The organism is Streptomyces sp. NPDC085944, assembly GCF_040686295.1.
In the GTDB taxonomy this organism is placed as follows: domain Bacteria; phylum Actinomycetota; class Actinomycetes; order Streptomycetales; family Streptomycetaceae; genus Streptomyces; species Streptomyces salinarius.
The window spans coordinates 44805-62975 of record NZ_JBFBJX010000017.1 but is presented as its reverse complement, the minus strand read 5'-3'; the positions used below and the strand labels follow the sequence as shown (position 1 = coordinate 62975).

Below are 18171 nucleotides of genomic sequence, written 5' to 3'. Positions count from 1 at the left end.
TCCCCGGAGCGGCACGCACCCGCTCCGGGGCCGTCCCCTCCTGCCCCGCGCCGGGTGGAGGGGGCCACCGCAGCGACCACACCTTTCCGTTGGGAGCACACGATGGCACGCCGTACCCGCAGCAGACGCCTCCTCGGGGCCGCTGTTCTGACCTCCCTGGCCACCGGGGCCGCCCTGCTCGGCGTTCCCGCCCAGGCCGCCCCGGACGCGGCCGCCGCCTCCGTCACGGTGCGGCCGGACCCGTCGTACCGGCAGGAGGCGTTCGAGGGCTGGGGCACCAGCCTGGTCTGGTTCGCCAACGCCACCGGCGCCTACCCGCCCGAGATCCGCGAGAAGCTGGCCCGGCTGCTGTTCGGCGACGACGGGCTGGGCCTGAACATCGCCCGGTACAACATCGGCGGCGGCAACGCGCCGGACGTCGAGGACTACCTGCGCGCCGGTGGCGCCGTCGAGGGCTGGTGGAAGGCGCCCGCGGGCACCACGCGCGAGGACACCGGCTGGTGGAGCGCCGACGACCCGGCCGACTGGAACGAGGACGCCGACGCCACCCAGCGCTGGTGGGTCGAGCGCATCAAGGACGACATCGACCACTGGGAGACCTTCAGCAACTCCCCGCCCTGGTTCATGACCGTCAGCGGCTACGTCTCCGGCGGCTTCGACTCCTCCGCCGACCAGCTCAGGCCCGAGTCGGTCGACGAGTTCGCCGCCTATCTCGCGGGCGCGACCAGGCGGCTGGAGAAGGCCGAGGGCATCGAGGTCGACACCGTCGACCCGTTCAACGAGCCCAACACTGCGTACTGGGGTACGCAGCTCGGCGCCGACGGCGAGCCGGTCGGCGGCCGGCAGGAAGGGGCCCACATGGGTCCCGAGCTGCAACGCGAGGTGCTCCGGGCCCTCGCACCGGCGCTGCGGAAGGCGAAGGTCAAGGCGGACATCTCGGCGATGGACGAGACCAACCCGGGGACCTTCGCGAAGAACTGGAGCGCCTACTTCGAGGCCGACCGCGCCCTGGTCGGGCAGATGAACGTCCACACCTACGGAACGGGGCAGCGCACCACCGTGCGGGACCTCGCCAAGGCCGCGGACAAACCACTGTGGATGAGCGAGGTGGGCGGCGACTGGGGCGACGGCCAGGACTTCGAGGACATGCGGCCGGGTCTCGGCCTCGCCCAGCAGATCGTGGACGACCTGCGTGAACTGGAGCCCCGCGCCTGGGTGTTCTGGCAGCCCGTCGAGGACTACGACAACATGAAGCCGGGCGGCGAGTCCGCGAAGGGCGGCAACTGGGGCAGCATCCAGATCCCGTTCGACTGCGCCGCCGGGGACACCCTGGAGACCTGTCCGATCCGGACCAACACCAAGTTCGACACCGCCCGCAACTTCACCCACTTCATCAAGCCCGGCGACCGGCTGATCAAGACGGACGACACCTCCAGCGCCGCCGCCGTCACCCGCGACGGCAAGGGCGCCTCCCTCGTCCACGTCAACCGCACCGCCGAGGCCCGCACGGTCACCATCGACCTGTCGAAGTTCCGTGACGTGAGCCGCCGGGCCACCGTCACCCCGGTCGTGACGAGCGCCGACGGCAAGCTGGAGCGGCAGGCCCCGATCCGGGTGAGCGACCGCACGGCCACCTTCACCGTGCCCGCCCAGTCCGTCACCTCCTTCTCGATCGAAGGGGTCTCGGGCGTCGCGAAGGACGCCGCCGAGCTGCGCAAGGGCCACACCTACACGCTGACCGGCGTACAGAGCGGCAGGGCCGTCGCCGTGGCCGGGGACGGCACGAACCTGGTCCTGGGCACCGGCGCCGACGCGAGCGCCGAGCAGTGGCGACTGAGCGCGGTGCGCCAGGACAACGGAGTCCGCGACCGCTACGTCTTCACCCGGCCCGGGGACGGGACACGACTGGCCGTACGGGACGACGTCCCGGTGGCCGAGCCGGACACCGGCGGGCGCGACCGGGCCGCCGAGTGGATCGCGTCGAGCACCGGCGACGGCACCTGGACCCTGGTCAACGCGGCCACCGGACGGCTGCTCGAAGTCGGGGGCCAGGCGACCCACGCGGGCGCGGCCGTCACGACCTGGCCGCCCAACTCCGGCGCCAACCAGCGCTGGACGCTGACGGACGTGTCCGCTGGCTGACTCACCCCTGACGGCGGCTCCGTCCACGGCCGCGCGCGGGCGCGGAGGGAGCCACGGTCCATCGGTACGGACACGAGGAGACCGTACGACCACCGACCCCCGTGAGCGCGAGGTCCACCGCCGGATGACGGCCCGGGAGCTCTGCTCGGACGGCGCCCCGGTCCTGGAGGGCCTGGCGGAGGAGCGGCTGCGCGGCAAGGAGCCGGCCGACGCCTACCACCGGACCGGCGCGCGGGACCAGGAGGAGCGCCGGGCACTCCTCGAGGAGACGTTCGCCTCGGTGGTCACGGGGGTGGATCGAGCCGCCGCTGCACGTGGCCTACGGCAACCGCGCGCACCTGGGCGACGACGTGTACGCCGGCTTCGGCCTCACCCTCGTCGACGACGTCGAGGTCTTCGTCGGGAACCGGGTGATGTTCGCCCCGCACGTCACGATCAGCACGACCGGCCGTCCCGTCCACCCGGACCCGCACGGGGACGGCACCCAGTTCTCCGCACCGGTGCGCATCGAGGACGACGTGTGGATCGGGGCCGGCGCGCTGATCATGCCGGGGGTGACCGTCGGCCGGGGCTCGGTGGTCGGCGCGGGCAGCGTGGCGACGGCACACGTGCCGCCGATGACGGTCGCCGCCGCGACCCCGGCCCGGATGCTGCGCGAGATCGTCGACGCCGACCGCGAGTGGTCCCACCGTCCGCCGCGCAGCCTGCGCCGCGCGGCCCGATGAGCCGAGGAGGCGCCAACCTCCCCCGTCCGCGGGGCACATGGCACGGTGCCACGGCAGTACGATGATCGAAAACTGCGGCGGAGCGTCACCTCCCTGACCACGGAGCCTGCCATGACGACGGACCATTCCCAGCCTCCCCACATCGACACCGGCCGGGCCCACCCCGCGCGTGTCTACGACTGGCTGCTGGGCGGCAAGGACAACTACCCGGTCGACGAGGCGGTGGGCGAGACGCTGCCGCCCGAGGCGCGGGACGCGGCGCGGCAGAACCGCGCGTTCATGAACCGCGCGGTGGCGCACCTCGCCGCGCGGGGCATCGACCAGTTCCTGGACATCGGCACGGGCATCCCGACCGAGCCCAACCTGCACCAGATCGTCCAGCGGACGGTGCCGACGGCCCGGGTCGTCTACGCCGACAACGACCCGATCGTGCTGCGGCACGCGGAGGCGCTGCTGGTGAGCAGCCCCGAGGGGGCCACGGACTACATCCAGGCCGACGTCCGCGAGCCGGACGAGATCGTGCGGCACGCCCGCGGGCTCCTGGACTTCGACCGGCCGATCGCGCTCTCGCTGATCGCCCTCATGCACTTCGTTCCGGACGACCAGGACGCCCACGGCATCGTCCGGGGGCTGGTGGAGACGCTTCCGTCCGGCAGCCACCTGGTCCTGTCGCACGCCGCGATCGACCTCTTCCCCGAGCTGGCGGAGCAGGTGATCGCCCAGTACGCCAAGGGCGGCATCCGGCTGGGCTTTCGCACCCGGGCGGAGGTCGCCCGCTTCTTCGACGGCCTCGACCTGGTGCCGCCCGGCCTGGTCACGGCCACCGAGTGGTCCGGCGAGGGCGTCCGGCCGCCCGCGCCGGAGGAGAGCGGTATCTACGCGGGCGTGGCCCGCATTCCCTGACCGGCGCCGCTCCGGTCGGCCGGCGGGTTCAGCGGCGGCGCCCGCGCGTCGCCCAGCCGCTGCCGATTCCGGCGACGTGCAGGGCCAGCAGGGCGAGGCCGACGAGCATGACGTTGGTGGAGGTGAAGACGTCGTTGGTCGACACCTCCGCCGCGTTGATCAGCCAGGCGAGGAGGAACAGAACGGCCGCGACGATGGCGAGCACGGTGCACATCCCTTCGGATCGGCGGCACCGGGGCGGTGCCGTGCGGCACGTATGCCCCCAAAGGGCCGCGTGACACGGCCTGGAGGTGCCGGGCGCTTCGTACAGTGGAGGGAACGGACCGCGGCGGAGCCGCCCGGTCACTGCCGCGTCCTCGTCACGGAGCCCTCATGCACGACCCGTCCACCGCGCCGGACGACGGCTCCGGCGCCCTGTTCGGCCTCGACGCCCTGGTGTCCGGTCCGCCGGCCGCCGTAGCCGCGGCCGGACCGTGCTTCCGGGACTCGGCCGCCGCCCGCAGGCTGCTGCCGGTGCGCGAGATCCACGCCGAGCCGGCGGCGGCCGCCTCCCCGCGCGGCCGGCAGATCCTCGCCCGGTTCCCCGGGGCCCGCGTGGTCGAGGTGGACTCCCACTGGGGCATCCCCGGCCTGCACGGCAACGAGGGCAACGTCGAGCGCTGGGTCCGGGTCAAGGGCGAGACGCTCGTCCTGGGCGAGCGCAAGACGCTGACCACACGCCCCAACGGCCGCTCCGCGGACTGGATCGCGCCGGGCGCCTCCAACGGCTGCGCGCTGGCCTGCGCCTACTGCTACGTGCCGCGCCGCAAGGGCTACGCCAATCCGATCACGGTCTTCACCAACGTCGACCGGATCGTCGCCCACCTCGGCCGGCACACCGCCCGCCTGGGGCCCAAGCGCGAGCCGAACCAGTGCGACGCCGAGGCCTGGGTCTACGACGTCGGCGAGAACGGCGACTGCTCGGTGGACGCCCTGATCTGCGACAACACCGCGGACCTGGTGCGCGCCTTCCGGCAGTGGCCGACGGCCAAGGCGTCCTTCGCGACCAAGTTCGTCAACCCGGATCTGCTGGCCCTCGACCCGCGCGGCCGGACCCGGGTCCGCTTCTCGCTGATGCCGCCGGACGACTCCCGGCTGCTGGACGTGCGCACCTCGCCGGTCGCCGAGCGGATCGCCGCGGCCGGCGACTTCCTGGACGCGGGCTACGAGGTGCACTTCAACCTCTCCCCCGTGGTGGTGCGGCCGGGCTGGGAGGAGGCGTGGGCGGAGTTGCTGCGGCACCTCGACGACGTCCTGCCGGACCGCGTCAAGCGGCAGGCCGCCGCCGAGGTGATCATGCTGACGCACAACCGGGAGCTGCACGAGGTCAATCTGGGCTGGCATCCGCGCGCCGAGGAGATGCTGTGGCGGCCGGAGATCCAAGAGGCCAAGCGTTCCGAGAACGGCGCGCTCAACGTGCGGTACCGCGTGGACGTCAAGACCGAGGCGGTCGGCCGGCTCCGTGCGCTGGTCGCCGCGCACGCGCCCTGGCTGCGGATCCGTTACGCCTTCTGAGAGCGGTTCCCCCGGGTTTCCGGGGGCGACGCCCGATGTTAGGTAAGGCGTACCTAAGATCAGAGCATGTTTAGTGTGCAACAATCACCGGAAGCGGACGCCGCCGCCGGCGCCACCAGCGAGGAGGGCTGGGTCGAGCTCGGCTCGCGCGAACGACTGCGCGAACTGCTGGGCGAGCCCTGGCCCGTCGTCATCGACAAGGTCCACGACCGTCTCACCGACGATGACCGGGCCATCCTGACCCGCTCCCCCTTCTGCCTCCTGGCCACCTCCGACGCGGGCGGCAACTGCGACGTGTCACCCCGCGGCGACGGCCCCGGCTTCACCCACGTCCTCGACTCCCGGACTCTCGCCCTGCCCGACCGGCCCGGCAACCGGCGCGGGGACAGCTTCCACAACATCCTCGACAATCCGCACGCCGGCCTCCTCTACCTGATCCCCGGCGGCAAGGAGGTGCTGCGGGTCAACGGCCGGGCCCGCATCCTCACCGACGCCCCCTTCTTCGACGCGATGACGCGGGACGGCAGGCGCCCGGACCTCGCGCTGCTCCTGGAGATCGACGAGATCTACCTCCACTGCCCGATGTCCCTGAACCGGGCCGGCCTGTGGAAACCCCGGTCCTGAAAGGCGAGTCGAGCCGTTCGGCCCGGCGAGGGACGAGGGGGCGCAACGACCGCCGCGGGCTCCGTGCGAGCCCCGTCCCTGTCGGCAGTTTTTAGGTTAGGCTAACCTTTGTCGCGTGAGATCAGCTGAAGACGCAGCCGGTACCCCGCGCCTGCGCGGTCATGAGTTGTCGGCGACGGGCGTGAGCGTCGCGTACGACGGCGTGGACGTCGTGCACGACGCGGGAGTCAGGCTCGAGCCCGGCCGAGTGACCGTCCTGGTGGGCCCCAACGGCAGTGGGAAGTCGACGCTGCTGCGGACCGTCGCCCGGCTGCAGCGGGCCCGCAGCGCCAGGATCGACATCGACGGCGGCACCGACGCCCTGGCGCTGACGTCCCGTGAGTTCTCGCGGTACGTCGCCCTGCTGACGCAGGGACGGCCGACGCCGGGCGGGCTGACCGTGCGGGACGTCGTCGAGTTCGGCCGCTATCCGTACCGGGGCCGCTGGGGGCGGCCCGATCCCGAGGGCCCGGCCGCCGTCGACCGGGCGCTCGCGCTCACCGGCGTCGCCGACCTCGCCGACCGCGGCGCCGACCACCTCTCCGGCGGTCAGTTGCAGCGGGTGTGGCTGGCGAGCTGTCTCGCCCAGGAGACCGGCGTCCTGCTCCTGGACGAACCCACGACCTACCTCGACCTGCGCTACCAGGTCGAACTGCTCGACCTGATCCGCGACCTGGCGGACGACCACGGCATCGCCGTCGGGGTCGTCCTGCACGACCTCGACCAGGCGGCGGCCGTCGCCGACCGGATCACGCTTCTCGAAGCGGGCCGGATCGTCGCCGACGGCCCTCCCGAGGACGTGCTGACGCCAAAGCGGCTGACCGCCGTCTACGGCATCCGCATCGACGTCGACACCGATCCCCTCACCGGCCGGCTGCGCACCCGCCCGATCGGCCGCCACCACATACGAACCCCCGAAAGGCTCGGCACCACCTCATGAGACGCCTCCTGCTCACCGCGGCCGCCACCACCGCCGCGGCGCTCACCCTCGCCGCCTGCGGCACCACCGAACCCGCCGCCGACAAGACGGAGAAGAAGGCCTCCGAGGCGATCACGCTCAAGGACGGCAAGGGCACCGAGGTGAAGCTCGACGGGCCGGCCAAGAAGGTCGTCGCCACCGAGTGGAACGTCGTCGAGAGCCTCGTCTCGCTCGGCGTCGACCCGGTCGGCGTGGCGGACGTCAAGGGCTACAAGACCTGGGACAGCGCCGTTGCGCTGAAGAACGAGCCGAAGGACATCGGTACCCGCGGCGAGCCGAGCATGGACACCGTCGCCTCCCTCGCCCCCGACCTCATCGTCGCCACCACGGACCTCAACCCGGCCGCCGTGAAGCAGCTGCGCGAGGTCGCCCCGGTCATCGAGGTGACCTCCGCCGACGGCACCGGTCAGATCGACCGGATGCTGGGGAACGTGGACCTCATCGCCAAGGCCACCGGCACCACTGACCGGGCGAAGTCGCTGCGCGAGGACTTCGAGGCCAAGGTCGCCGAGGGCAAGAAGGCCCTGGCCGACGCGGGGATGGCCGGCAAGGACTTCGCCTTCGCCGACGGCTACGTCGCCTCGAACCAGGTCTCGATCCGCCCCTACACGGCCACCTCGCTCATCGGTGAGGTCAACGAGGCCGTCGGCCTGAAGAACGCCTGGACGGTGAAGGGCGACGAGGCCTACGGTCTGGGCACCACCGACGTCGAGGGTCTGACCAAGCTGCCGAAGGACACCCGGTTCGCCTACATCGGCAACGACGACGACCCGAGCGCCACCCCGTTCACCGGTGAACTGGCCGACAACGCGGTGTGGAAGTCCCTGCCGTTCGTGAAGGCCGGCGACGTGCACCGGCTCGACGACGGCATCTGGATGTTCGGCGGTCCCGGGTCGATGGAGGCGTACATCGACGCCGTCGTCGGCGCCCTGACGAAGTAGCGGGGCCATGGCCGTCACCGCAACCGAACCCACCGCGGCCCCTCCGTCGACGGTTCCCACGTCCCGGTCGGGCGCGGCCGCGGTGACGGCCGGAATCGTCCTGCTGGTCGCCGTCCTCGCCGTCGTCGACATCACGCAGGGCACCGCCGCCGTCGGTCCGTCCGAGGTCTTCAAGGCCCTGACCGGGCGGGCCGACGCGGGCGACGCGTCCGTGGTCGTCGCCTCGCGGCTGCCCCGGATGACCGCGGGGCTGCTGGTCGGCGCCGTCCTCGGCATGGCCGGCGCGGTGCTCCAGGCGGTCAGCCGCAACGTGCTCGCCTCCCCCGACACCCTCGCGGTGAACGCCGGTTCCTACCTGGCGCTGGGAGTGGCCGGTGCGACCGGCGTGTCGCTGCCGATGCTCGCCTCGTCCGGGGTCGCCTTCGTGGGCGGACTCGCGGCGGCCGGCGTCGTGCTCGGCCTGTCCGGTCTCGGCACGGGCACCGTCCGGCTGGTGCTGGCGGGCACCGCGCTGATGCTGGGCCTGAACTCCATGACGGAGGGCCTGCTGCTGCTCTTCCCCGAGCAGACCGAGGGCCTCTACGCGTGGAACCAGGGCAGCATCGCCCAGAACGGCTTCGACGGCGTCCTGCAGATGCTGCCGATCGCCCTGGCCGGTCTGGCCGGGCTGATGCTGACGGCCCGTCGGGTGGACGCGCTGGCCCTCGGGGACGACGCGGCGCGCGGTCTCGGCGTCCCGGTCCGGGCCACCCGGGTCACGGTCGTCGTGCTCGCGGCACTGCTGTCCGCCGCCGCGGTCACGCTCGCCGGCCCCATCGGCTTCGTCGGCCTGTGCGCGCCCGCCCTGGTGCGCCCGCTCGCCCGCAGGTTCCGCGGCTTCACCCGCTCCCGCGGCACGATGCCCGCGGCCGCCCTCACCGGCGCGGCCCTGGTGCTGGGTTCGGACGTGCTGCTGCGGGCCCTGGTCGCCGGTGAACGCGCGGTGTCCGTGCCCACGGGCGTGGTCACCAGCCTGGTCGGCGCCGTGTTCCTGGTCGCCATGGCGCTGCGGGTGCGGGACACCGCCGGGGCCGGGGCGCCGGACCGGCTGCGCACTCCCGGGCGGGGAGTGTTCCTGGCCACGGTCACGGTCCTCGTGCTGGTCCTGGTCGGGCTGGTGATCGCCGCCGTGCTGGTGGGCGACACCAAGCTGCTGCTCGGCGACGTCGTCAACTGGAGCCAGGGACGGGCCGGGCGCGCCGTCTCCTTCGTGCTGGACACGCGGGTGCCGCGGGTGCTCGCCGCGCTGGCCGCGGGTGCGGCGCTCGCCCTGGCGGGCACGCTCGTGCAGGCCGTCACGCGCAATCCGCTCGCCGAGCCGAACGTCCTCGGCGTGACCGGCGGTGGCGCGCTGGGTGCGGTGATCTTCGTGACCACGGTGCCGGCCGCCGGGACGTGGGGCGTCGCGGGGGCCGCGTTCGCGGGGTCCGCCGTCACCGCCGTCCTCGTCTTCGGGCTCGCCGCCCGGGGCGGTTTCCGGCAGAACCGGCTGGTCCTCGTCGGGATCGGCGTGGCGTCCGGGACGGCGGCGCTGATCAGTCTGCTGATCGTGCTCACCGACCCGTTCAACGCGACCAAGGCGCTGACCTGGCTGTCGGGTTCGACCTACGGGCGGACCATGCCGGACGTCGTGCCGGTCGCGCTGGCCCTGGTCGCCGGCATCGGTGTGGCCGTCGCCCGGCGCACCGAGCTGGACCTGATCTCGCTGGACGAGGACACGCCGCGTCTGCTCGGCCTGCGGCTGGCTCCGGGGCGCCTCGGCTTCCTGGTGATGAGCGTCGTCCTCAGTGCGACCGCGGTGGCCTGCGCGGGCACCATCGGGTTCGTCGGGCTGGTGGCTCCGCACGCGGCACGCGCCCTCGTGGGCCGGCGGCACGTGCGGGTCGTGCCGGTGGCGATCCTGCTGGGCGCCGTCCTCGTCTGCGCCGCCGACCTCGTCGGCCGCACGGTCATCGCCCCGGCGCAGCTCGGCGCGGGCCTGATGACGGCCGTGATCGGTACGCCGTACTTCCTGTACCTGCTGGTACGGAGCCGTCGATAGGGAGTCCGCGGGCGGAAAACCGGGTGCCCCCGGCTCCGTGCCCCCGTACGGTGCCGCCATGGACCGGCGCGGCGCGGGCGGGGGCCACGCGGGCCTGTTGAACGTCATCGATCTCGAGGCCACCTGCTGGGAGGGGCAGCCGCCGCCCGGCGCGGTGAGCGAGATCATCGAGATCGGTCTCGCGGTGGTGGACCTCGACGCCCGGGAACGGGTGGCGCGGCACCGGATCCTGGTGCGGCCCGCCCGCTCCCGGGTCGGCGCGTTCTGCACGGAGCTGACCGGTGTCACCCAGGCCGAGGCCGACCGGGGCGTGAGTTTCGCCGAGGCCTGCGACACGCTGGTGAGGGACCACGGCGCCGGTGTACGGCCCTGGGCGAGCTGGGGCGACTACGACCGCAAGCAGGTGGTCCGCCAGTGCGCGGCGGACGGGATCGCCTACCCCTTCGGCCACCCGGCCGAGCGCGCGCACACCAACGCCAAGGCGGTCTTCGCCGAGGCCCACGGGCTGCGCAGGCGTCCCGGCATGGCGCGGGCGCTGGAGATCGCCGGGCTGCCGCTCGAGGGGCGGCACCACCGGGGCGTGGACGACGCCTGGAACATCGCGGCGCTGGTGCTCCGGCTGGCCGGCACGGGGGCCTGGCCCGGCTCTTGTTAGACACGACGTCAAGTTACCGAACCGTAACAAGTCAGATGCTACCCCTGGTAACCCCTGTCCGGTTACGGTCCCGTAACCCCACAGGAGCAGCGCGGCCACGGCCCTGACCCCACGGGACCGCGGACGAGCGGATCCGGCCCTTCCCCAGGAGGTTCGCCATGCCCCCACGACCACGCATGCTCGCCGCGGCGATCGCCGCCGCACTCGCCGTCGGTGCGCAGGCCGTCCCGGCCGCCGCGGCCGACGGCGCGGCCACCGGCCCGTCGGCCACGACGTCCCGCGGCATCGAGATACCCGCCTTCTACACCCCGCCGTCCGAACTGCCCGCCGCCGACGGCACGCTGATCCGCAGCGAACCGCTGCCCCTGGCGCTGAGTCTGCCCGGGATCGACGGACCCCTTCCGGGACGGGCGACGCGGCTGATGTACAAGTCCACCGACGCGAACGGCGCGGCGGTCGCCGTGACCGGCGCCTACATCGAACCGGCCGCCCGGTGGCGCGGCGACGGACCGCGCCCCCTGGTCGCCGTCGCGCCCGGCACCATGGGCCAGGGCGACCAGTGCGCCGCCTCGATGGCCCTGGAACACCCCCTGCGGCTCAACGGCCAAACGGTCTCCGTCGGTTACGAGGACCTGTCGGTGTACCGCCTGCTGCTGCGCGGCGTCGCCGTCGCCGTCACCGACTACGTGGGCCTCGGCACCACCGACCGGCTGCACACCTACGTCAACCGCGTCGACGGGGCCCATGCCGTGCTGGACGCCGTACGCGCCGCGCGCTCCCTGGACTCGGCGTCCGTCACCTCCGAGTCCCGGGTGGGGCTGTTCGGGTACAGCCAGGGCGGCGGAGCCACGGCGGCCGCGGCCGAGCTCCAGCCCTCCTACGCCCCGGACGTCGAGCTGTCCGGCACCTACGCCGGTGCCCCGCCCGCCGACCTGACGGAGGTGACGGAGGCGATCGACGGCGGCGACCTGGCGGGCGCGCTGGGCTGGTCGCTGAACGGCTTCCTGCAGACCGAACCGGCCCTGCGGCCCATCGCCGACCGGTACATCGACGAGGCGGGCGGGAAGGCGCTGAAGGACCTGTCGACCATGTGCGTCGGCGACGCCCTCTTCGGGTACGGCGGCCGGAGCAGCACGGACTGGACGAAGACCGGGCAGTCCCTCGGCGACATCATCCGGGCGGAGCCCGCTCTCCAGGCCTTCCTGGCCGAGCAGCGCATCGGCTCGCGGAAGCCCGGCAGCCCCGTGCGTGTGGCCACCGGCACCGGCGACGACCTGGTCCCCCACGCCCAGGCCCGGCGACTGGCCGTCGAGTGGTGCGACAAGGGCGCGAAGGTCACCTACGTCCCCGTGGTCCTGCCGGGCGTGGGCAGCGGCCTGCTCAACCACTTCGCCCCGTTGCTCGCCGATCAGGGGAACGCCGTCTCCTGGCTCACCGACCGGCTCTCCGGCAGGCCGGCCGGCTCCAACTGCTGGAGCATGCCGGTACAGCCCTGAGCCGTACCGCACCGCCGCTGCCCGGGGCACCAGCGCCGCCCCGGGCAGCGGCTCCGGCATGCGCCCCTGCGCGGTTGCGGCACAGAATTCGCTCAGGCGAACTGTGGCGGAGCGGCAGGAAGGCAGCGGCGTGGTCGACGCGAAGTCCGACGGCGGGTCCGGTCCCCTGGGCGGGGCGAAGATGCCGAGTACGGTCGCGCGACTGCCGCGGCAGGTGCGCGAGGAGCTGGCCCGCCGGCTCCGCCGCACCAAGCGGGCCTTTCGCGAGGAGGACGTCCAGGTCGTCGAGGCACCGCTGCTCAAGCGGGCGGTCGGGGCCTCGGCCCTCGGCAACTGCATGGAGTGGTTCGACTTCGGCGTCTACAGCTATCTGGCCGCCACCATCGGCAAGGTGTTCTTCCCCGGTGCCTCGCCCGGCGCCCAGGTGATCTCCTCCTTCGCCACCTTCGCCGCGGCCTTCGTCGTACGCCCGCTCGGCGGCCTGGTCTTCGGCCCGCTCGGGGACCGGGTCGGACGGCAGAAGGTGCTCGCCACCACCATGATCATGATGGCGCTGGGCACCTTCTCCATCGGCCTCATCCCCAGCTACGCCACCCTCGGCATCGCCGCCCCGATCCTGCTGCTGCTCGCCCGGATGGTCCAGGGTTTCTCCACCGGCGGCGAGTACGGCGGCGCCACCACCTTCGTCGCCGAGTACTCACCCGACCGGCGGCGCGGCTTCCTCTCCAGCTGGCTCGACTTCGGCACCTTCGTCGGCTACGCGCTCGGCTCGGCGCTGGTCACCGTCCTGAACCTGTCGCTGACCGACGATCAGATGCTGCACTGGGGCTGGCGGCTGCCGTTCCTGATCGCCGGGCCGCTCGGCGTCATCGGCCTGTACATGCGGCTCAAGCTGGAGGAGTCCCCCGCCTTCCAGCAGCAGCTCGACGAGCACGAGCGGGGCCTGGCGCAGGAGTCGTCGGGCAGCGAGTTCAAGACGATCGTGCGCGAGCACTGGCGCCCGCTGCTGATCTGCATGGGCCTGGTGCTGCTCTACAACGTCACCAACTACATGGTCACCGGCTATCTGCCGACGTACCAGACGGAGACCCTGGACCGCTCCAGCGGCTTCGCGGACGTGCTGGTACTGATCGGCATGGTCTGGATCGTGCTGCTGATCACCTTCCTCGGCCGGCTCAGCGACCACGTCGGCCGCCGCCCGCTGTACGCCGTCGGCGCGGCGGCGATGATCGTCCTCGCCGTCCCGGCGTTCCTGCTGCTCAAGTCGGACGGCGTCTGGGCGCCGGTCCTCGGGGTGCTGCTGCTGTCCACCCTGCTGGTCTGCTTCGCCGCGCCCAGCGCCGCCACCCTGCCCGCGCTGTTCCCGACCGCCGTGCGGTACGCCGCGATGGCCATCGGCTTCAACTTCGCCGTCGCGGCCTTCGGCGGCACCACACCGCTGGTCGCCGAGGCGCTGGTGAGCATCACCGGCGACGACCTGATGCCCGCCTACTACCTGATGGCCGCCGGCGCCATCGGGCTGGTCACCGTGCGGTTCCTGCCGGAGAGCGCCCAGGTGCCGCTGCACGGCTCGCAGCCCATGGTCGGCTCCCGGCAGGAGCAGCGCGAGCTCATCACGACCTCGAAGGACCTCTACAGCTTCTCCAGGGACCGCTCGAAGGCCTCCTGACGCCCGGCCCCGGCTCGCCGCCCGCGCGCCAGCGGCCGCACCGCTCCCGACCCGACGGCGACCCCGGCGAAGACCAGGGCGCTGCCCACGGCCTGCGCCGCGCCGTAGGACCCCGTGCCGACGAGCGGGGCCGAGCAGGCGGCGGCGACCGGGATCAGTCCGGAGAACAGGGTGGCGCGCTCGGCCCCGATCCGCTGCATGCCCATGTACCAGCACACGAACCCGACGACGGTGACCACCACCGCCTGCCACAGCAGCGCGCCCGCCTCCACCGCGTCCGGCCGGGGCAGCCACCCGGTGCCGTCGGCCAGGACGCCGACGACCGCCGACTCGGCCGCCGCGACGCCGCACACCACGGCGGACAGCAGCCGCGGTCCCAGCGGCCGCAGTACGGGCACGGCCAGCACGGCGAACCCGACCTCCCCGGCCAGCGCGCACACCGAGAAGGCGATGCCCGCGCCGTCGGTGCGCCCCCAGCCCTGGACCGTGAAGGCGCCGACGGCCACGAACAACGCCCCGTACAGGACCACCCGTTGCGGTCTGCGCCCCTCCAGGAGGGGAACGACGACGGCGACGACCACGGGCGCGCAGCCCACGAAGACGCCGGGTACCGCGGGTTCCGCGGTGCGTTCCGCGGCGAGGACGGCCAGGTTGAAGCCGACCATGCCCACGGCCGCGAGCAGCGCGAGGCGCACCCACCGGCCGGCGCCGAGCGCGCGCAGCCGGGCCGTGGCGCCGGGGCCGGCCAGGGGCAGGAGCAGCAGGAGGGCCAGGCCGTAGCGCAGGAACTGCCCGCCGGCGTACGGGTAGTCGCCGAGCAGGCTGTTGGCGGTGAAGGACCCTCCGACGAGGACACAGGCGAGCGCGGCGAGCAGGGCCCCGCGCGTGGTGGTGGCGTTCATGCCGACGACGCTAGGAAACGCGGCGGTCCCTCACGGGGTCCACTTCAGGGGCGTCATCGGGGACCACTTGCCGACCGCTCACCGCTACGGCGGCCGTCACCGGTCGCCGTTTCCCGGGCCGTCCGGCTCCCGCTCCCGGTCCGAGCGCGGCCACAAGTAGGGCAGGTCGTCCGGGACCCCCGGGAACAGCTCGGCGTACACGGCGGGCTCCTTGCGCACCAGGGCCGAGCGGTGGCTGCGGTGGAAGGCCTCGTCGCCGAGCCAGGGCGGCAGTTCCCCGGCATCGGCCAGCTCCCGCTGGTCCCGCACCGGCTCGCCCGGGCGGAACTCGGCGAGCCCCGCGACGAGTGAGGCGGCGCAGCTGTCCTGGTGGCCCTGTTCGCGCCAGACCCGGCAGACGTCGAGGCCGTAGCGGACGAGTGCCTCCTCGTAGCCCGTCCACATCCGCACCGCGGGGTGCCGGCGCCAGCCGTAGCCGGGGACGGTGAGTCCGCGCAGCACCTGGAGCGCCTCCACGCGCTGTTTGCCGAGACGGCGCCGGTCCAGGGTCAGTGCCGAGTCCCGGAAGCCGGGGTGGGGAAGGAAGGTCTGCATCTCGGTGCCGCTCCGTTCAGCCGGGGAAGAGACCGCGGGCGCGCAGCTGTGCGCGGCGTTCGGCACAGGCGAGGTCGTCGCGCCGCAGGCGGCCCGCGGTGGCCCGCGTCAGCGGCCGCGGCGCCGGTGCCAGGCGGCGGGCCAGGGGGGATCCGGGCCGGTCCGAGGCGGCGAGCACCGCCTCGACGACCGCGGTGCGCGGCCGGCCGTTCGGGTCCGGGCCGAGCGGCGGGGCGTGGCTCTCCACGACGGAACCGGTGCCCTCGCCCTCGGTGATGCGCATGACGACGGTGCGGGGTCCGGGCGCGGTGAACTCGGCTCGTACGGGGACGACGAGACGACCGGTCAGCCGGAAGGACGCGTCCACGACGAAGCGGTCGCCGTCCCCGTCGCAGGGCGTGCTCTCCCCGGATGCCTCGACGACGGTGAGGTCCACGAAGGAGTACGGGTGGAACCAGACGCCGTGCCAGGGGTCGAGCCGGTTGGCGACGACGTCCTCGGGCTCGCAGGTTCCCATCCCGCCCGCCCCTCGCCGCCGCGGTGCGGGCGGGGGCGCCGGTGAGGCGGGCCGGGGCCGGCTTCCCGGAGAGCAGTACGGTCGGTACGCCGACGCCCGGCGTGGTCCCGCAGCCCGCGAGGACCGCGTTGTCGGTGCCGCGCACCAGGGTGCGGGGCCGCAAGGGCCCGGTCTGGGCGAAGGTGTGGGCGACCGGGCAAGGGGTGCCCGCGGCACGCCCCTGTGCGGTCCAGTCGGCGGGTGTCACCAGGCACTCCTCCACCACGGCGGCGGTGCCAGTCGGTCCGCGGCGTTCCGGGGTGGCGAGGAGGCGGTCGCGGTAGCGGGGCGCGAGGTCGCTCCAGGCGCGGGCCCCGGGGCCGATGTCGGTGCTGGGGCAGGGCGCGAGGACGTAGTGGAGGTGGCGGCCCTCGGGGGTCATCGCGCCCCCCGGTCCGCGAGCGGTTGGTCCGGCCGGTGTCCGCCGTGGTCGACCGTGCTGCGTGGCATCGCGGATCCTCTCGTACGCGTCGGCGCCATGCCTTCCCCCTCGGCCTCCGGCGCGACGCCGCGGGGGCGGGTTCCCGCCCGGCGGTCACCCGCCCGGCGGTATCGCCTCCCCCGGCGGGTACCCGTCTCGCGCCGTCCAGCGCGCCGCACGTCGCACGGACGACGCCGGGCGGAATACTCCGCCGGACCGGACCTGGCCGGAGCGGCGGACGGAAGGGAAGGAGGCGGGCGTGCTCGACGCGGACATCGTGGTCGTCGGCGCGGGGGCGGCGGGTCTCTCCCTGGTGCACCGGCTGGCGGCCGACGCGCGGCAAGGCACGGCGCCCTCCGTCGTCCTGGTCGATCCGCCGCCGGGTCCGCTGCGCCCTCCACGGCGCACCTGGTGCTTCTGGGAGGCCGGGGCCGGCCGCTTCGACCGGGCTGCGACGGCGTCGTGGGAGGCGCTGCGGGTGCACGGGCGGGACGGGACGGCCGTGCGGCGGCACATGGCGCCCGCCCGCTACAAGATGATCCGCTCGGACGACTTCGAGGCGCTGGTGGAGCGGGACCTGAAGGACCGTCCGGGGCTGCGGCGCGTCGAGGCCACCGTCGGCGCCCTGACCGGCCTGCCGGACGCCACCGTGCGGGTGGCGGCCACGGACGCCGCGGGGGCGCCGGTCGACCTGCGCGCCCGCTGGGTCTACGACTCCCGTCCGCCCGGCCGGCTCCCGGCCGCCCGCACCCGGCTGCTCCAGCACTTCCGGGGCTGGTTCGTCCGCACCGGTCGGCCGGTCTTCGACCCCGAGGTGGTCGACCTGATGGACTTCCGCACCGCGCAGCCGCGGCGGGGCCTGTCGTTCGGCTACGTGCTGCCGACCGGGCGGCACACCGCGCTGGTCGAGTACACCGAGTTCGGCCCGGCGCCCTTGTCGACCGAGGCGTACGACGGCGCGCTGGAGGACTACACGCGCCGCGTCCTGCGCACCGGACCCCTGGAGGTCCTGTCGGCCGAACAGGGGGTCATCCCGATGACCGACGCCGTCTTCGAGCAGCGTGCCGGGGACTGCGACCGGGTCTTCCGGATCGGTGTCGCGGGCGGCGCGACCCGGGGGTCCACCGGCTACACGTTCGCCGCCGTGCAGCGGCAGTCCGAGGCCGTCGCGCGTGCGCTGCGGGCGGGCCGCCGCCCGGTGCCGCCGCCCCCGCATCCGGCGCGGGCCCGGTGGATGGACGCGGTGCTGCTGCGGGCCCTGGACACGGGCCGGGTCGACGGCCCCGACCTCTTCTTCCGATTGTTCGACCGCGTCCCCGCCGGGCGGCTGCTGCGCTTCCTCGACGGCCGCTCGCGGCCGTACGAGGACATCGCGGTCGGGGTGCGCGTCCCCGTCCTGCCGATGCTGCGCACGGCGGCCGAACTGCCGTGGGTGCCGCGCCGCCACCTGCCCGTCCGCTGAGCTCCGACCCACCCGGGAGTCCCCGACGCCCCTGCCGCGCGAGGCCGCGCCGACCGCCGGCTCCGGCCGCGGGCCAGGCCACCATGACCGCCTCGTCGCGCCCGGCCCGGGCTGCCGCGTCCGGTTGCGCCGCTCCGCGCGCCGGCCGGGCCGCACGGACGGCGGCGCCGGACGCCGGGTCCTGGACCCGGGCTGCGGTACGCGGGCCTCGACCACCGTGCCGGCGGCGCGCGCCGGCTCGGGGCGCGCTGACACGGGCGGGCCGCCGCACCACAAACCCCGAGGCACGGCCCGAAGCGCGCTCCGGGCCGACCGGCCGCGGCGGTTCGGGACGCGGCGATACGGGCAGCCCGCGATACCACGTCCCCCGACGCACATGCCTGGAGCGCACGCTAGCCGACCGGCCGCGGCGATACCGGGCGCACCGAC

General features: G+C 74.0%; 15 protein-coding genes and 2 pseudogenes. 12 read left to right on the top strand and 5 right to left on the bottom strand.

The features are described from left to right. Positions 1–102 precede the first annotated feature (102 nt). From AB0P07_RS28980 to AB0P07_RS28970, 3 genes are all read left to right on the top strand, one after another. Positions 103–2142, top strand: a complete 2040-nt coding sequence (locus AB0P07_RS28980; protein WP_365555705.1) for a glycoside hydrolase — start codon at positions 103–105, stop codon at positions 2140–2142. Between the two features lie 314 nt (positions 2143–2456). Continuing rightward, positions 2457–2867, top strand: a complete 411-nt coding sequence (locus AB0P07_RS28975; RefSeq protein ID WP_365555703.1) for a DapH/DapD/GlmU-related protein — start codon at positions 2457–2459, stop codon at positions 2865–2867. Positions 2868–2978: 111 nt separating this feature from the next. Next, positions 2979–3770 carry an SAM-dependent methyltransferase gene (locus AB0P07_RS28970; RefSeq protein WP_365555701.1) on the top strand — a complete coding sequence of 264 codons (792 nt, stop codon included), beginning with the start codon at positions 2979–2981 and terminating at the stop codon, positions 3768–3770. Positions 3771–3798: 28 nt separating this feature from the next. Here the strand turns inward: AB0P07_RS28970 and AB0P07_RS28965 are convergent, their stop codons facing one another. Then, the gene (locus AB0P07_RS28965) at positions 3799–3984 is read right to left on the bottom strand and encodes a hypothetical protein (RefSeq protein WP_102927844.1); all 186 of its coding nucleotides are present in this window, start codon (positions 3982–3984) and stop codon (positions 3799–3801) included. Between the two features lie 158 nt (positions 3985–4142). Between AB0P07_RS28965 and AB0P07_RS28960 the strand changes: the two genes are divergently transcribed. From AB0P07_RS28960 to AB0P07_RS28925, 8 genes are all read left to right on the top strand, one after another. Beyond that, a complete protein-coding gene (locus tag AB0P07_RS28960) occupies positions 4143–5324 on the top strand; it encodes a spore photoproduct lyase family protein (protein WP_365555699.1) in 1182 nt (393 codons plus the stop codon). A gap of 75 nt (positions 5325–5399) precedes the next feature. Further along, a complete protein-coding gene (locus tag AB0P07_RS28955) occupies positions 5400–5948 on the top strand; it encodes an MSMEG_1061 family FMN-dependent PPOX-type flavoprotein (RefSeq protein ID WP_365555697.1) in 549 nt (182 codons plus the stop codon). Positions 5949–6063: 115 nt separating this feature from the next. Beyond that, positions 6064–6927 (top strand): ABC transporter ATP-binding protein, encoded by an 864-nt coding sequence (locus AB0P07_RS28950; protein ID WP_365555695.1) that lies wholly within the window; start codon positions 6064–6066, stop codon positions 6925–6927. Continuing rightward, positions 6924–7907, top strand: coding sequence for a siderophore ABC transporter substrate-binding protein CdtB (cdtB, locus tag AB0P07_RS28945; RefSeq protein WP_365555693.1), 984 nt, complete (start codon positions 6924–6926; stop codon positions 7905–7907). Before AB0P07_RS28950 ends, cdtB begins: the two co-directional genes overlap by 4 nt. A 7-nt stretch (positions 7908–7914) precedes the next feature. Continuing rightward, positions 7915–9987, top strand: a complete 2073-nt coding sequence (locus tag AB0P07_RS28940; protein ID WP_365555691.1) for an iron ABC transporter permease — start codon at positions 7915–7917, stop codon at positions 9985–9987. Between the two features lie 58 nt (positions 9988–10045). After that, the gene (locus AB0P07_RS28935; RefSeq protein WP_365555689.1) at positions 10046–10642 is read left to right on the top strand and encodes a 3'-5' exonuclease; all 597 of its coding nucleotides are present in this window, start codon (positions 10046–10048) and stop codon (positions 10640–10642) included. 158 nt (positions 10643–10800) lie between these two features. After that, positions 10801–12138 (top strand): lipase family protein, encoded by a 1338-nt coding sequence (locus AB0P07_RS28930; RefSeq protein ID WP_365555687.1) that lies wholly within the window; start codon positions 10801–10803, stop codon positions 12136–12138. 181 nt (positions 12139–12319) lie between these two features. After that, positions 12320–13807 (top strand): MFS transporter, encoded by a 1488-nt coding sequence (locus AB0P07_RS28925; RefSeq protein WP_365555861.1) that lies wholly within the window; start codon positions 12320–12322, stop codon positions 13805–13807. Here AB0P07_RS28925 and AB0P07_RS28920 read toward each other — a convergent pair. From AB0P07_RS28920 to AB0P07_RS28905, 4 genes and pseudogenes are all read right to left on the bottom strand, one after another. After that, complete coding sequence (locus tag AB0P07_RS28920; protein WP_365555685.1) at positions 13771–14709, bottom strand: EamA family transporter; 939 nt, start codon at positions 14707–14709, stop codon at positions 13771–13773. The genes AB0P07_RS28925 and AB0P07_RS28920 overlap by 37 nt on opposite strands. 96 nt (positions 14710–14805) lie before the next feature. Beyond that, complete coding sequence (locus AB0P07_RS28915; protein WP_365555683.1) at positions 14806–15303, bottom strand: MSMEG_6728 family protein; 498 nt, start codon at positions 15301–15303, stop codon at positions 14806–14808. A gap of 16 nt (positions 15304–15319) precedes the next feature. Beyond that, positions 15320–15823: pseudogene (locus tag AB0P07_RS28910) on the bottom strand (DUF5914 domain-containing protein); the annotation flags it as partial. A 34-nt stretch (positions 15824–15857) separates the two neighbouring features. Beyond that, a pseudogene (locus AB0P07_RS28905) lies at positions 15858–16268 on the bottom strand (phytoene synthase); the annotation flags it as partial. A gap of 271 nt (positions 16269–16539) precedes the next feature. Here AB0P07_RS28905 and AB0P07_RS28900 point away from each other — a divergent pair. Then, positions 16540–17742 (top strand): lycopene cyclase family protein, encoded by a 1203-nt coding sequence (locus tag AB0P07_RS28900; protein WP_365555681.1) that lies wholly within the window; start codon positions 16540–16542, stop codon positions 17740–17742. Positions 17743–18171 lie beyond the last annotated feature (429 nt).